The following is a 15,852-nucleotide window of genomic DNA, read 5'->3' on the forward strand; positions in this document are numbered from 1 at the left end:
AGCCGTGTTCGGCATGGTTGCCGGTGAACAAAAGGCCGCGCCCGCGCCCATGGCCGCCGGCAAGCTGGTCGATCCAGGCGACGGCATATTCGTTAGCCTGGTCCGCCGCCTCGGCAAGATCGAAGAATTCGCCGAGATCGCGAAACCGCGTCGCCTTCTCCGTGATGTCGAGCGACGGCACGCGCAGAAGCTTGATCGATGCCGACAGGATCAGCCCGGTCAGGCCCATGCCGCCGATCGTCGCCCCGAACAGGCGGACATTGTCGGTCTGCGAGCAGCGATAGGTCCGGCCGTCGGACCGCAGCAGCGTGAGGGCCTCGACATGACAGCCAAAGGTGCCGCGCCGATGGTGGTTCTTGCCATGGACGTCGTTGGCGATCGCGCCGCCCAGCGTCACGAACTGCGTGCCCGGAACAACGGCCGGAAAGAAGCCGTAGGGAGCGGCATAGGCGATGATGTCGCAAAGCAGCGTGCCGGCATCGGCTTCGAGCACGCCGGTCTCGGCGTTGAAGGAATGGATGCGGTTGAGCGGCCGCATGTCGACCACCATGCCGGCATCGTTCTGGCAACTGTCGCCATAGGAGCGGCCATTGCCGTAGGCGAGCAGCGATCCGGCTTTCGCCTCGCCGCGCTTCAGCAAGGCGATGGCCTCATCCACTGGCATCGCCTTGCGCGCCGATGGGGTCGCCAGTCCGAAGCTGCCGAAGCGCTCCTGCCCCATCACCAGCCTCCGGCGACGAGGAAGACCGCGCCGATCGCGACGACGATCTGGCTGCGCCAGTCACGGATGATGAAGACGACCGGGTCGTCATGCATCTCGTCGCGCCGGGCCAGGATCCAGACGCGCATCGTCAGGTAGAGCACGATCGGCGCCAGCGGCCATATCAGCCAGGGATGCGGGTAAAGCTCGCGCACCGCCGGGCTGTCCATATAGAGCGCGAGCACCAGCGCCGAGGAGAAGGCCGACGCCATGCCGGCCTGGGCGACGATCTCCTGGTCCTCGGTGCGATAGCCGCGGCCGGCGATGCGCTCGCCCGGCGGAATGGCGGTGGTGCGCAGTTCGACGAAGCGCTTCACCAGCGCCAGCGACAGGAAGAAGAAGATCGAGAAGGCAAGCAGCCAGAAGGAAACGTCGACGCCGGTGGCGGCCGCGCCCGCCAGCACGCGGATCGTGTAGAGGCCGGCAAGCGTCAGCACGTCGACCAGAAGCATGCGCTTGAACGACAGCGAATAGGCGGAGGTGACGACCAGATAGCCGGCAAGCACGCCAAGGAATTCGATCGGCAGGAACAGGCCAGCGGCGATGCCGATCGCAAGCAGCGCCGCGATCGCGCCCATGCCGAACGGAATGGACAATGCGCCGCTGGCGAAAGGCCGGCTGCGCTTGGTCGGATGCTTGCGGTCGAGCGCCAGGTCGAAGAAATCGTTGAGGATGTAGATGGCGGACGCCACGGCGCTGAAGGACACGAACGCCAGCAGGCATTCCCAGATCATGTTCGGATTGAAATATTCGTGCGACAGCACCATCGGCACGGCGATCAGTGCGTTCTTCAGCCACTGATGCATGCGCAGCATCTTGATATAGGTTCTCAGCGTCGGCTTCGGCGCCGGCATCGCCTCGGCCTGATGCGCCGCCTGCCAGCGCCGGGCGCTGCGGTCGGGCGCCACCACCAGCGCATTGCGCGCGGCGTCGAAGACCTTGAGGTCGTGGCGGCTGTTGCCGGCGTAATCGAAGCCCGCATCGCCATAGGCGGCGACCAGAGCGGAGCACTTGCGGCCCGAGGTCATGTTATGCGGGCCGTCGGTCGCCAGCACGCGATCGAAAATGCCGAGATGCGCCGCGATGGCTTCCGCAAACTTGCGGGGAGTTCCGGTCGCCAGCACGATCACGCGGCCCTCCCGATGCTCGGCGCGCAAACGGTCGATCAATTCCTGACGGTAAGGCAGCGAGGCCGGGTCGATGTCGACGCGCAGGGATATTTCCTGCTTAAGCCGCGCCGGACCGCCGGTCAGCCAGAGCGGCAGCAGAAAGAAATAGAGCGGGTTCTTCTTGAGGAGGATGAACAGGCCTTCCCACAGAAGGTCCGTTGCAACCAACGTGCCGTCGAGATCAACCGCAAGCGGAATTGCGTTCCTGTCCGACCTCGCGTCCATTGTCCTGCCCCGATCGAGCGCAGGATCCCGAAACTCCAAATACGGAAAGGACCACGCGCCAATTCAACCCACGCCGTGTGCCGGCGTCCTTGGGGGCAGATATAGCCGGGGATGACGCAGCGAACGTTAAAACGTGCGGTTGCAGGGAATGGTCATGCCGGTTTTTCGGGCGTCATCGTTAAGCGTCGGCTACCAGAAACGATAAAAGGCCGGACATCGGTCCGGCCTTTGCCAATCTTGCCGCGCCAATCCGTGGCGCGTTACTTGATGCGGGCGGTCCCGCCCGAAATTTCGACCGTTTCCGAACCGGTCAGGGCTTCGAGGTCACCATTGGGCAGGGTGACGAAGCAGCCGTTCGAGCAGAACTCCACCGTCTCGCCGGCACCGAGCGTCAGCTCGCTCTTGGCGCCGCCTTCGGTCACCACCAGGGTCCGCGTCTGGGCGTCCCTGTTGATCGCGCTGGCCGCGAAAGCCGAACCGCCCAAGGCCAGCAAAGCAATGGCGGCAACGACAGACTTCCACATTGCATTTCCGGTGTTTCACACACCGCCTCTGTTCAAATTTGCAAGGCATTCTCGCCCTTTGCATCGAAGCTTATATGAGATGTTACCTGAACCGCAACTGAATGCCGCATTCATGCCACAATCGGTTTCGGCTGCACCGAAGATGGGTCGACCTTCGGGCATCGGCGTCCAAGAGGGGCGCGCAGGAAGCCGCGATTTGCAGACCGGCCTCACCCGGATATCGATACACCTTAGCCCGGGTCGGGCTTGCGGCCCCTTCGCTTCATCTTGGCAAGCCGTTCCCGCTCGGCCGCGGCTTCCTCCTCCAGCCTCTGGCGCTCGGCAAATTCGGCTTCGATCTTGTCGTCGTCGATAGGCCAGGCTTCGTGCTTGTTCGTCTCGACCACGGCGCGCGGCGTCGACGGGATTTCGATCCGCTCGTCCTCGAAAATATCGAAGATGGCGAAACGAATATCGTTCTGCACGACGCTGCTGTTCATGATGTCGGCAACGAAGACGCGAATTTCGAACTCGAGCGCGGCAGCCCCGAAATTGGCGAAGAGGACGAACGGCTCCGGATTCTTCAGCACCATCGGATGGGCGCGGGCAATATTTAGCAGGATGGCATGGACGCGCCGCACGTCGCTGCCATAGGCGACGCCGACCTTGATTTCGACCCGCCCCAGCTTGTTACGATGCGTCCAGTTGCCGACCGCATTGTTGATGAGGTTCGAATTGGGCAGGATCACCGACTGCCGCTGGAAGGTCTCGATCTCGGTGGCGCGCACGCTGATCTTGCGCACCGTGCCGCTGACATCGCCGGCGACGATCCAGTCGCCGACCTTGAACGGCCGTTCAGCAAGCAGGATGAGGCCCGAGACGAAATTCGAGACGACATTCTGCAGGCCGAAGCCGATGCCGAGCGAAAGGGCGCCGGCGACCAGCGCCAGGTTGGAAAGATCGATGCCGGCCGCCGAGATGCCGACGAGGCCGGCAATCGCCACGCCGGCATAGCCGACGCCGAGGCGGATCGAGTTGCGCACGCCAGCATCGACCTTGCCGCGCGCCATTACCGAGCCGTCCAGCCAGCCCTGGAACCAGCGCGTCAGGAAATAGCCGATGGCGAAGACGACGATGCCGCTGAGGATGCCTAGGAAGGAGATGGTCACCGACCCGATCGAGACGCCGGTCGCCAGCTTATAGGCCCAGGCCTCGATATCGCCGGGCTGGAATCCCCACATCAACAGGATCAGCGGCAGGAACACCACGACGATCATCAGGTTGATGGCGATGCTGACCACCAGCCCGAGCTGGTCGAGCGCGGTATCCTCGTAGCTTGAATTTTCCGAAAGCCAGCGCCCGACCGAAGTGTCGGCGAAGCCTCCCTCCTCGCCGATCGCGCGCGCCGAAAGGAAGCCGATATAGGCCGTCACCAGGACGGTCCCGGTCACCACGACCTGGAACGCGACGAAAAGCGACAGGCCGATATAGCCGAGCAGTGCCGCGGCAATGGTGAACAGGCCGAGCCCGACGGCAAGGAAACGAAGCCAGGCCGGCCAGGGACGCCATGAGCCGTCCTGCGCCTTGAAAGGCTTCAACCATCCCATCAGGATCAGGATGACGCCGATGATGATGGTTGCGATGAAGCTCCTGGCGATCGTCAGCGAAAGCGGCGAGCCCATCTTCTCGTTGACGACCGACAGGAAGTAATTCAAGCCGAGCACCAGGGCCATCGCGGTCGTCAACCCGACGAGCCAGCGCGCCGGCCCAGTCGCGACCGGGATCAGGCGCCAGTTGGGCAGGCGCGGCTCAAGCGCGGCGTTGGTCAGCCGGTTGACGCAGAACACCATGCCGATCACCGTCAGCAAGGCGTTGAGGAACGTGCCGATGTCTCCTCGCAGCACATTGTAATAGTTGAAGAAGAACACGGCCGAGGCGAAGAAGACGCCGAGCGCCAGGGTCGGCAGCAGCGTCGACCAGAAGGCGACCGACAGCCGGCTGAGATAGGACGGCTCCTCGACGGTTGGGTCGGCCTCGAAGATGCGGCCGAACAAGCGCCTGCCGCCGATCAGGAGCACGGCCGCCAGCGCCAGCGCCATCAGCGTCGCGGCAAGGATCGCCTGGAACTTGAATTTGAGGGCGAAGCTCAGCCAGGACGACACCGCCTTGTAAAGACCCGAGATCTGGTCATGCGCGTCGGAAAAGGCCTGCGGGCTCAGCGCGTCGTTCAGATCATAATGTTTGGTGATGACGCTGCGGAAAAGCTCGCTGCGCATCACTGAGATCTTGTCGACCAGCCCGTTGACGCGGACCGACAGATTCTGCGCGCTGGCGACGACCGAGTTGATCTCGGCCTTCTCCGAGACAAGCGCGCTGCGCTCGTTGCTGACGATCGCCGGCTCGGGTGGCTGCCCCTGTGCCGGAGGCGGCCCAAGCACTTCGACGCGGGCGTTGATATCGTTGAGGCGCTGGCGGAATGCCAGCGCGCTGGTCAGCGCCGCCCGCGAGATGTCTTCGAGCTGCAGGCGAATATCGACCAGTCCCGCATCGTCCTGGTCGGGGTCGCCCAGTCTCTTCTCCAGCCCGTCCGTCTTGGCCGTCAGGTCCTGGATGACCTTGGTCTGATCGGCGATGAGTTGCGCCGAGCCGTGGCCGATCGCCTGCGCCGAGGCGTCGAACACCGGCTGCCCGAAGACAGCGACGATGACGACCAGAATCAGGCGTAGCAGGCGGAAAAACATGGCTTTGTTGGCGACTCGCGGCCGAAAATCCTCGAAATTTCCGCCCTTGATAAAGACCGGCCTATCGGGCGGCAAGCCGTCCCGGTCGCGTCGAGCGGAGTCGGCCTGTCGAAAAGCGATGGCGCAATCTTGGCTTTGCGCTTCCCGCCTGCTCTATAGTCTGCCGCCTCGCATCATAAGGACGATAGGAAGAATGGCGGAATATTCAGCCTTTTCGCTGCTCAAGAATGCGCTGGCCGGCAACAAGGATTGGAAGCCCGCCTGGCGCAAGCCTGACCCCAAGGCTTCCTACGATGTGATCGTCATCGGCGGCGGCGGGCACGGCCTCTCAACCGCCTATTACCTTGCCAAGGAACACGGCATCACCAATGTCGCCGTGCTGGAAAAAGGCTGGCTCGGCTCCGGCAATGTCGGACGCAACACCACAGCCGTGCGCTCCAACTATCTCTTGCCGCAGAACACCCGCTTCTACGAACATTCGATGAAGCTGTGGGAAAACCTCTCGCACGACCTCAACTACAACGTCATGTTCTCGCAGCGCGGCTGCCTGAACCTTGCGCATACGCCTGCCCAGCTCGACGATTATGCGAGGCGCGGCAACGCCATGCGCCATCTCGGCGTCGATGCCGAACTGATGAATGTCGAGCAGATCAAGCGGCTCGTGCCGGCGCTGGAGGTCTCGGGTTCGGCGCGCTTCCCGGTGCTTGGCGGGCTGATGCAGCCGCGCGCCGGCACCGCCCGTCACGACGCGGTCGCCTGGGGCTATGCGCGCGGCGCCGACCGGCGCGGCGTCGACATCATCGAGAATTGCGAGGTCACTGGCTTCCTCCGCGACGGCGGCCGCATCACCGGCGTTTCGACGACGCGCGGTGAAATCCGCGCCAGGAAGGTCGCGCTTGCGGTTGCCGGCAGCACCGGCCAGGTCATGCAGCTTGCCGGCATTTCGCACATGCCGATCGAAAGCCACGTTCTGCAGGCCTTCGTTTCGGAATCGCTGAAGCCGGTCATCGACACCGTTCTCACCTTCGGCATGGGCCACTTCTACATTTCGCAGTCCGACAAGGGCGGCCTCGTCTATGGCGGCGACCTCGACGGCTACAACAGCTACGCCCAGCGCGGCAGCCTGCCGATCGTCGATGAGGTGATGAGCGAGATGCTGGCGCTGTTCCCGGGTCTCGCACGGGTACGCATGCTGCGCTCTTGGGGCGGGCTGTGCGACATGACGATGGACGGCTCGCCGATCATCACCGCCGGCCCGCTGCCGGGCATGTATCTCAATTGCGGCTGGTGCTACGGCGGCTTCAAGGCGACGCCGGCCTCGGGCTGGTGCTTTGCCTATACCATCGCCAAGGACGAGCCGCACGAGTTCAACGCGCCCTTCACGCTCGACCGCTTCTATCGCGGCTTGATCATCGACGACAAAGGCCAGGGCGCGAACCCGCGCCTGCATTAGGAACCATGATCCCAAAAAGTGGGAACCGGTTTTTGAAAAGATCATGGCTGAACAAGAAGATACCAGAAAATGCTGATCACCTGTCCCTATTGCGGGCCGCGCGACGTCATTGAATTCACCTATCAGGGCGACGGCCACCGCAAGCGGCCGCAGCCGGCCTCGCAAGACCTCGACGCCTGGAACGCCTATGTCTACGACCGGCTCAATCCGGCCGGCGACCACAATGAGATCTGGCAGCATTCCGGCGGTTGCCGTGCGCATCTGAGGGTCGTGCGCAACACCATCACGCATGAGATCCTGAGCACGGCCTTCGCGCGTGGCGGCCACAAATCTGCCGACAACAAGGCGGAGGGCCGCTCGTGAGCCCGCGCCGCACGGAGACCGGCGGCCGCATCGACCGGCTGCGCACCATCCGCTTCACCTTCGACGGCGCGCCTTACACCGGTCATGCCGGCGACACGCTGGCCTCGGCGCTGCTCGCCAACGGCGTGACGCTGTTCGGCCGTTCGTTCAAATACCATCGCCCACGCGGCCTGCTCTCCGCCGGCGTCGAGGAACCTAACGCGCTGGTGACGGTACTGCGCGGCGAAGTGCGCGAGCCCAACATCCCGGCCACCATGGTCGAGATCTATGACGGGCTCGTCGCGGTCAGCCAGAACCGCACGCCGTCGCTCGCCTGGGACATCGGCGCCATCAACCAGCTTGGCGGCAAGATCCTGTCGGCCGGCTTCTACTACAAGACCTTCATGGGACCGGTGATCGGTCCGCTGAAGGGCACGCGCTTCTGGATGTTCTGCGAGCATTTCATCCGCCGCGCCGCCGGTCTCGGCAAGGCGGGCACCGCTCCCGACCCGGCGCGCTACGAACGCATGAACGCTTTCTGCGACGTGCTGGTCGTCGGCTCCGGTCCGGCCGGCCTGATGGCGGCGAAGGCCGCCGCCGACCAGGGAGCCCGGGTCATCCTCGCCGATCTCGAAGCCCATTTTGGCGGCTCCGCCAACTGGTCGGGCGAAACCATCGACGGCATGCCTGCCGCCGACTGGGCCCAGCGTATGGCTGCGCAGCTCGCAGGCAACGACAATGTGCGGCTTTTGCCGCGCACGATGGTGTGGGGCTATTACGACGGCAACACGCTTGCCGCGCTTGAACGGGTGACCGACCACAAGGAAGTGGCCGCCAAGGGCGAGCCGCGCCAGCGCTACTGGGCGATCCGCGCGGGCACGGTGGTGCTCGCCACCGGCTCCTTCGAACGGCCGCTGGTGTTCCCGGGCAATGACCGCCCAGGCGTGATGCTCGCGCACGCCGCCGGGCGCTATGTCAACGAATATGGCGTGCTGCCTGGACAGCGCGTCGCGCTCTTCACCAACAACGACAGCGCCTACCGCTCGGCCGTCGCCCTGAAGAAGGCTGGCGCTGCGGTGGTCGCCATCATCGATGTCCGCAGCGATATCTCGAACGAGATGCGCCGGCTGGCGAGCGATGCGGAAGCTGAGCTGCTTGCCGGTCACGCCGTGGTCGCGACCGAGGGCGGCAAGGCGCTCACCGGCCTCAAGGTGCAACGCTTCGACGCCATGAGCGGTTCGCTCAGCGGCGACGAGCGCAGCATCCATGCCGACAGCCTTCTGATGTCGGGCGGCTGGTCGCCGACCATCCACCTCGCCAGCCAGGCCGGCGCGAAAGCCGAGTGGGACCCTGCCAGGCAAGCTTTCCTGCCGCCGAAGCCGACGCAGCGCTGGATCGGCGCCGGCGCCTTCACCGGCAGTTTTTCGACAGCGGAGGCAATCGCGGAAGGTCGCGCCGCCGGTCTCCAGGCGGCTGGCGGTACGGCTTCATCCGCTCCCCTGCCCGTCGTCGAGGCGGCTCCTGGCGATCCCGATCCGGCTCCGGTCTTCGAGATCAGGGCCAAGGGCAAGAGCTTTGTCGACTTCCAGCACGACGTCACCGCCGAGGACGTGCGGCTGGCGCATCGCGAGGGCTTTGTCTCGGTCGAGCATCTGAAGCGCTACACCACGCTCGGCATGGCGACCGATCAGGGCAAGAATTCCAACGTGCCGGGTCTCGCCATCATGGCCGAGGCGCTCGGCAAGCCGATTCCCGAAGTCGGCACGACGCGCTTCCGCCCGCCTTACACGGCGGTGTCGATCGGCTCGCTGGCGGCAGAGCGCTTCGGCGACCTCAAGCCCGAGCGGCTGACCCCGATGCATGACTGGCACATCGCCAATGGCGCAAGGATGTATTCGGCCGGCCTCTGGTACCGCCCGATGATCTACGGCCTCCCCGGCGAGACGGTCGAGCAGGCCTATGTGCGGGAAGCAAGAGCCACGCGCGACAGCGCTGGCATCGTCGATGTCTCGACACTGGGCAAGATCGCCGTGCAGGGACCCGACGCGGCCGAGTTCCTCGACCGCGTCTACACCAACATGTTTTCCACTTTGGCCGTCGGCAAGGCGCGCTACGGCCTGATGTTGCGCGAGGACGGTCTTGCCTTCGACGACGGCACCACCTGGCGGCTCGGCGAGCAGGATTTCCTGATGACCACCACCACCGCCAATGCCGGCAAGGTGATGCAGCATCTGGAATATTTCCTCGACGTCATCTGGCCGGAGCTGAAGGTCACCGTCACCTCCGTCACCGACGAATGGGCGGGGGCCGCGATCGGCGGCCCAAACGCGCGCTCCATCCTTGCCGCTTGCGTCACCGGCACTGCCGTCGACAACGCCACCCTGCCCTTCATGGGCATCGTGCATGGCCGGATCGCCGGCGTGCCGGTGATGATCTGCCGCCTGTCCTTCTCCGGCGAAATGGCGTTCGAGGTCTATTCCGGCGCCGGCTACGGCACCCGCGTCTGGGAAGCGCTGATCGAGGCCGGCAAGCCTTTTGGCCTTGTCACCTACGGGCTCGAGGCGCTGGGCACGATGCGCATCGAGAAGGGCCATGTCACCGGCGCCGAGATCGACGGCCGCACCACGGCGCGCGACCTCCATCTCGACTGGATGCTGTCGAAGAAGAAGCCCTTCATCGGCTCGGCCATGATGGACCGCGAAGGCCTGATCGCCCCGGACCGGCTCGAGCTGGTCGGGCTGATCGCCCTCGACAACCGGGCCCTCAACGGCGGCGGACATATCGTCGAGGAACTGGACGAAGCCAATCCGCACGATTCGATCGGCCATATCACCGCCTGCTGCTATTCGCCGGCTCTCGGCAAATATATCGCCCTGGCGCTGGTCAAGGGCGGCAAGGCGCGGCACGGGACCCGCGCCTTCGTCTCGGATCCGCTGCGCAACCGGTTCGGGCCGGTCGAGATCGTCTCCAACCATTTCTACGACCCGGACGGGAGCCGCATGCATGGCTGAGCAGCAATTGCCCGAGCGCCAGTCGCCGCTCGAGCCGGACTACCATCCGGGTTCGCACGGCAATTTCGAACATGGCGTTGATGTCATCCTGTCCGAGACGCGGCCGGGCTCGATCCTGCAGCTTGCCGCCTGGCCGGGCGAAGAGAAGCGACTGATCGAGATCATCCGCAAGGTCACCGGTCTCACTCTGCCTGACGGCGCCGGCGGCGGCGTGAACAGCGGCGCCCGCGCCGCCTTCGGCTTCGCGCCGGGGAAATTCACCGTGGTCGACGAAGCCGAAGGACTGGCTGCGGCCTTCGCCGGCGTCATCACGCCGGCCATCGGCACGCTCACGGACCTGTCGCATGGCCGCACCGCGATCCGCATCGCCGGCCCGAAGGCCGAATGGGTGATGGCGAAGTTTTTTGCCATCGACTTCGCCTTGCCGGCCTTCCCGCTCGGTGCCGGCCGTTCGACCAATCATCACGACATTTTCGCCCAGATCCAGCGCACAGGCGCCGACCAGTTCGACATCTACGTCTTCCGCTCCTTCGCGCGTTCGTTCTGGAAGGCCTTGTGCCACGCCAGCGAAGAGGTCGGCTACGAGGTGCAGTAGCCGGCATGGCGGAACCACGGATTGGTCGGCCAGAACTCTGGCACTACGAACGGCTACAACTGCTGCTTGAGGGTCGGGCCAGCAGGCGCGATAGCTAAGGAATCACGGGCGTTTGCCAGGCAAACGTCCGCTCAGGCAACCAGTTCGACCATACCCTTCCATGACTGTTGAGACTTCGGCGACGGCCACGACCCGCTTTTCTCCGGCGGAGGGTCCGTCGATGTTGTTGCCGGCAACCGTCGCTTGCGGCGTGTTCATGACCAGCCTGGACCAGAACGTCGTGGTCACGGCGCTGCCCGGCATCGGCGAGAGCCTTGACCGCTCGCCAAGCCAGCTTGGCCTTTTGATCACCGTTTATGTCGCAAGCCTCATCGTCACCATGCCGCTCGGCGGCTGGCTGGCCGACCGCTTCGGCCTGCGCAACGTCTATTGCTTCGCCCTGCTCGTCTTCGCTACCGCCTCGGCGCTGTGCGGCCTTTCGGAAAACATCTGGATGCTGGTCGGCTCGCGCGCCCTGCAGGGCTGCGGCGGCGCGCTGATGGGCACGCTTGGCCAGGTCGTGATCCTGTCGAGCTTCCCGCGCGACCGCACGCTCAAGATCAACATGTATATTTCGCTCGCCGGCCAGTCCGGGCCGCTGGTCGGACCGCTGGTGGGCGGCGCGCTCACCACCTATGTCTCGTGGCGCTGGATCTTCTACATCAACATCCCGATCGCGCTGACCGCGGCGCTGCTGGCCGCCTCGCTGTTTCCGTCGACGACCAAGCCTGTCCGCACGCCGTTCGATTTTCCGGGCTTCCTGCTCGTGGGCAGCGGCATGGGTCTTCTGATCTTCGGGATGGACTCGCTTGCCGCGAAGGATGCCGCGGGCAGCCTGATCGGCATCGAGCTTGGCCTGGCGATCATCATCCTGGCGGTTGCCGCCTTCTACTGCCTGCGCGCCCGCAACCCGCTGCTCGACCTCAACCTGCTGCGCATCCGCACCTTCCGCATCTCCTTCCTCACCGGCGGCAGCCTCGACACGATCGGCCTCAGCTCGGTGGTGTTCCTCTTGCCGTTGATGTTCCAGCTCGGCTTCGGCATGAGCGCCGTGCAAGCCGGCTCGCTGACCTTCGTCGCCGCGATCGGATCCCTGATCATGCGCTTCTTCATGCCACGGCTTCTGAACCGCTTCGGCTTCAGGCGCGTGCTGGTCACCAACACCCCGATCGTCGCCTTGCTGGTCGCGGGCTTTGCCCTGATGCAGGAGAGCCTGCCGGCCTGGATCGTGCTGGCCTACATTTTTGTTTTCGGCGTCTTCCGCTCGGTGCAATGGGCCTCGACCGGCAATCTTTCCTATTCGGACATCGCGCCGGAGCAGCTCGCCCGCTTCAGCGCGCTCTATTACATTCTGTGGCAGCTTGCGGTGGCGATCAGCGTCGGCCTTGCGGCCGCGCTGCTGTCGCTGCTTGCCGGCGGCGGCAAGGCCAGCGTCGACGACTATCGCATCCTGTTCGTCGTCGAAGGGCTGATCACGCTTTCCGCGCTGTCGGCTTACCTGCGGCTGACGCCGCGTGACGGCGCCCATGTCAGCGGCCACGGCGCGCATATGAGTACCGATTAAGCCAGCACTATTCCGCGAAGGTCACCCAGTCCTCAAGTGGCGCGCGGTCGGTGCGGAACTCGTTTTCGGGCTTGGACGTGTCCTCATAGCCGAGCGCCATGCCGCACACGACGATCTCTTCGTCTGGAATGTTGAGCACCGGCCTGATCTGCCGATGGTAGGGAGCGAAGGCCGCCTGCGGACAGGTATGCAGTCCCCTGCCCCGTGCAGCGACCATGATGTTCTGCAGGAACATGCCGTAATCGATCCACGAGCCCTGGTTCAGTCTCCGGTCGATCGTGAAGATCATGCCGACCGGCGCGTCGAAGAAGATGAAGTTGCGGTCGTGCTGCGCCCGCATCTTGTCGACCTCGCGTCGGCCGATGCCCAGCGCGCCGTAAAGGCCAAAGCCATTGGCGCGCCGACGGGTCAGATAGGGTTCGAAGAACTGATCAGGATAATAACGATACTCGTCCCACTCGGCCTTTTCGGCGCGGATGCCGGAGTTGAGGATCGCGTCGCTGATGCGCTGCTTGACCTCGCCCTTGGTCACATAGACGCGCCAGGGCTGCATGTTGGTGCCGGACGGCGCGCGCGCGGCGACCGCGAGGATCGCGCGGATCGTATCGTCATCGACCATATCGGGCAGGAAAGCGCGCACCGACCGGCGCGACGTGATCGCCTCATCGACGATCTCCGCATCCGACGCGATCCGGATGTTCTTCTCAAGCATGGGTCGTCCCTTTCGGCATGGTCAGAAACCCGCAACCCGGTTCCCTTGACGACCATCCGCAGACTATAAACTAAGATTGGTCTCCGACCGGGCGCCCCACTCGCCGCTCGTGTGCGAGCCTTTGCATCAACCGCCGAAAACGCGCAAGCAAATCTTGTGGCCTATGAAAATCTCCTTGATTTTTTCATGGTTTTATCCTCTCATGAAATTTATCCGGTTTTTTTCACGAGAAGCTTTTGAGCTCGACCACGGCCAGATCTGAGCAGGACAATGGCGACCGGCTGCTGGCCGGCGACATCCGCGCGCTCCGCAAAGCGCGCGGCCTCACGCTCAGTGAAATTGCGCTCAAGTTGGGCCGTTCGGTTGGTTGGGTCAGCCAGGTCGAGCGCGGCCTCTCGGTGCCTTCGGTCGGCGACTTGCGGGCCTTCGCCGATCTCTTCGATGTGCCGATCAGCCTGTTCTTCAGTCATGAGGTGCCCGCTGAGGAAGAACGTGGGGTGATCGTGCGCGCCGGCCGGCGCCGCGTGCTTGGCACAAGCGAATCGGGTCTGGTGGAGGAGCTTCTGTCGCCCGATCTCGGCGGTAGTTTCGAGGTAGTGCGCTCCGTGTTCGCGCCCGGCGCAGAGATGAAGGCCGCTGCACTTCGGCCGACCGAGGAGGCCGGATACATCGTCTCCGGACTGTTCGACATCGAGATAGCGAGCGTCTGGCATCGGCTTGGCGAAGGCGACTCGTTTCGCTTCGAGGGCAAGCCTTATCGCTGGCGCAATCCGGGCACCGAGCCGGCTGTGGTGATCTGGGTGGTTTCACCACCGGTATATTGAACATTGCATGCCGCCCAAAAGTGTCCAGCGGTTTTGGGGCAGCGGCATGCATCAAAGGAAGCAAAGCGCGACATGTCGCGCTTTGAACTTGGGGAGAAAAACATGGCCGGTTTGCCGACCACGGCGCGCGTGGTGATCATCGGAGGCGGCGTCGTCGGCTGCTCATCGCTCTATCACCTGTGCAAGGCGGGCTGGACCGACTGCGTGCTTCTGGAAAAGAACGAGCTGACCTCCGGCTCGACCTGGCATGCCGCGGGCAATGTGCCGACCTTCTCGTCGTCCTGGTCGCTGATGAACATGCAGCGCTATTCGACCGAGCTTTACCGGGGCCTGGCCGAAGCGGTCGACTATCCGATGAACTATCATGTCACCGGCTCGCTCCGGCTCGCCCATACGAAGGAGCGCATGCAGGAATTCCAGCGCGCCAAGGGCATGGGCCGCTACCAGGGCATGGACATCGACGTGGTCGGCCTCGACGAGATCAAGCGACGCTACCCCTTCATCGAGACGCATGAGTTGAAGGGAGCGCTCTACGATCCGAGCGACGGCGACATCGACCCGGCGCAGCTGACACAGGCGCTGGCCAAGGGCGCGCGCGACATGGGCGCCAGGATCATCCGCTTCTGCCCGGTGACCGGCGTTCGCCGCGAGAACGGCGAATGGGTGGTCGAGACACCGCAGGGCGAGATCCGCTGCGAGATCGTCATCAACGCCGCCGGCTACCGCGCCGCCGAGGTTGGAAAGATGTTCGGCCGCGAGGTGCCGATGATGGTGATGAGCCATCAATACATTTTGTTCGAAGAGATCCCCGAGCTCGCCGCCTGGACGAAGGAGCAGGGCCACAAGCTGCCGCTGCTGCGCGACGTCGATACCTCCTACTACCTGCGCCAGGAAAAGAGCGGCATGAATCTCGGCCCCTATGAGCGCAATTGCCGCGCGCATTGGGCAACCCACAACGATCCGATGCCGGAGGACTTTTCCTTCCAGCTCTTCCCCGACGATCTCGACCGTCTCGAGCATTATCTCGCCGACGCCGTCGCCCGCGTGCCGATCCTCGGCACCGCCGGCCTTTCCAAGGTGATCAACGGGCCGATCCCCTACGCACCGGACGGCAACCCATTGATCGGGCCGATGCCCGGCGTGCCGAACGCCTTCGAGGCCTGCGTCTTCACCTTCGGCATCGCGCAAGGCGGCGGCGCCGGCAAGGTGCTGGCCGAATGGGTGACGGAGGGCCAGACGGAATGGGACATGTGGTCTTGCGACCCGCGCCGCTTCACGTCCTTCGCCTCGGCGCCCGATTATTGCGTCGCCAAGGGCATGGAGATCTACGGTAACGAATACGCCATTCAGTTCCCGCGCCATGCCTGGCCGGAGGGGCGCAACCGCAAGCTTTCGCCGCTGCATGAGCGCATCAAGGCGCTGGGCGGCCAGTTCGACGCCTATAATGGCTGGGAACGCGCCACCTGGTATGCTGGACCCGGCGACGACACCTCCGAGGAAGCGACGCTCACCTTCCGCCGCGACGGGCCGTGGCACCGCGCCGTGCGTGAGGAATGCCTGGCCGTGCGCGACGCCGCCGGCATCCTCGACCTGCCAGGTTTCTCGCGCTTCAACCTCGAAGGTCCAGGCGCCGCCGACTGGCTGGCGCTGCAGGTCACCGGCCTGGTGCCAAAACCCGGCCGCATCGGCCTTGTCTATTTCGCGGACGACAAGGGCCGCATCGTCACGGAGATGTCGGTGGTGCGTCACCGCGAAGACCTGATGACGCTGATCACCGCCGCGGTGGCGCAATGGCACGATTTCGAATGGCTGAAGTCGCGCATGCCCGCCGACGCTGCCTTCACGCTGACCGACCGCACCGAGGAATACTCGACCCAGATCCTCGCCGGCCCGAATTCGCGCAAGATCCTGGCC

12 protein-coding genes are annotated in these 15,852 nt (G+C 64.4%); 7 read left to right on the forward strand and 5 right to left on the reverse strand.

The features are described from left to right. The 4 genes from EOA23_RS21335 to EOA23_RS21350 all read right to left on the reverse strand — a co-directional run. Nucleotides 1–721, reverse strand: a 721-nt coding sequence (locus EOA23_RS21335; protein ID WP_145966452.1) for an FAD-binding oxidoreductase, incomplete at its 3' end; no start/stop codon positions are given. Further along, the gene (locus tag EOA23_RS21340; protein ID WP_127305596.1) at nt 721–2,154 is read right to left on the reverse strand and encodes a UbiA family prenyltransferase; all 1,434 of its coding nucleotides are present in this window, start codon (nt 2,152–2,154) and stop codon (nt 721–723) included. The genes EOA23_RS21340 and EOA23_RS21335, both read right to left, overlap by 1 nt. A gap of 260 nt (nt 2,155–2,414) precedes the next feature. After that, entirely contained in the window at nt 2,415–2,678 is a 264-nt protein-coding gene (locus EOA23_RS21345) for a hypothetical protein (RefSeq protein WP_042645040.1), read from the reverse strand. 230 nt (nt 2,679–2,908) lie between these two features. Continuing rightward, a complete protein-coding gene (locus EOA23_RS21350) occupies nt 2,909–5,398 on the reverse strand; it encodes a mechanosensitive ion channel family protein (RefSeq protein ID WP_127305597.1) in 2,490 nt (829 codons plus the stop codon). A gap of 193 nt (nt 5,399–5,591) precedes the next feature. Between EOA23_RS21350 and EOA23_RS21355 the strand changes: the two genes are divergently transcribed. The 5 genes from EOA23_RS21355 (at nt 5,592) to EOA23_RS21375 (ending at nt 12,402) form a co-directional block, all read left to right on the forward strand. After that, nucleotides 5,592–6,851 (forward strand): sarcosine oxidase subunit beta, encoded by a 1,260-nt coding sequence (locus tag EOA23_RS21355; RefSeq protein WP_127305598.1) that lies wholly within the window; start codon nt 5,592–5,594, stop codon nt 6,849–6,851. Nucleotides 6,852–6,920: 69 nt separating this feature from the next. Continuing rightward, complete coding sequence (locus EOA23_RS21360; protein ID WP_126060255.1) at nt 6,921–7,214, forward strand: sarcosine oxidase subunit delta; 294 nt, start codon at nt 6,921–6,923, stop codon at nt 7,212–7,214. Next, complete coding sequence (locus tag EOA23_RS21365; protein WP_127305599.1) at nt 7,211–10,204, forward strand: sarcosine oxidase subunit alpha; 2,994 nt, start codon at nt 7,211–7,213, stop codon at nt 10,202–10,204. The genes EOA23_RS21360 and EOA23_RS21365 overlap by 4 nt, the downstream gene beginning before the upstream one ends. A 7-nt stretch (nt 10,205–10,211) precedes the next feature. Further along, complete coding sequence (locus tag EOA23_RS21370) at nt 10,212–10,799, forward strand: sarcosine oxidase subunit gamma (protein ID WP_127305602.1); 588 nt, start codon at nt 10,212–10,214, stop codon at nt 10,797–10,799. Between the two features lie 220 nt (nt 10,800–11,019). Then, nucleotides 11,020–12,402: an MFS transporter gene (locus EOA23_RS21375; RefSeq protein ID WP_245474282.1), complete on the forward strand. Its 1,383-nt coding sequence runs from the start codon at nt 11,020–11,022 to the stop codon at nt 12,400–12,402. Between the two features lie 7 nt (nt 12,403–12,409). On the opposite strand, the gene EOA23_RS21380 is transcribed toward EOA23_RS21375, so the two are convergent. Then, nucleotides 12,410–13,114 (reverse strand): nitroreductase, encoded by a 705-nt coding sequence (locus EOA23_RS21380; RefSeq protein WP_127305601.1) that lies wholly within the window; start codon nt 13,112–13,114, stop codon nt 12,410–12,412. 236 nt (nt 13,115–13,350) lie between these two features. Here EOA23_RS21380 and EOA23_RS21385 point away from each other — a divergent pair, with 236 nt between their 5' ends. Together EOA23_RS21385 and EOA23_RS21390 are read left to right on the forward strand one after the other, a co-directional pair. Beyond that, entirely contained in the window at nt 13,351–13,938 is a 588-nt protein-coding gene (locus EOA23_RS21385) for an XRE family transcriptional regulator (protein WP_245474283.1), read from the forward strand. 102 nt (nt 13,939–14,040) lie between these two features. Further along, nucleotides 14,041–15,852, forward strand: a 1,812-nt coding sequence (locus EOA23_RS21390; RefSeq protein ID WP_145966453.1) for an FAD-dependent oxidoreductase, incomplete at its 3' end; no start/stop codon positions are given.

Origin of the sequence: Mesorhizobium sp. M2A.F.Ca.ET.042.01.1.1, from assembly GCF_003997405.1 — a bacterium.
Lineage (GTDB): Bacteria > Pseudomonadota > Alphaproteobacteria > Rhizobiales > Rhizobiaceae > Mesorhizobium.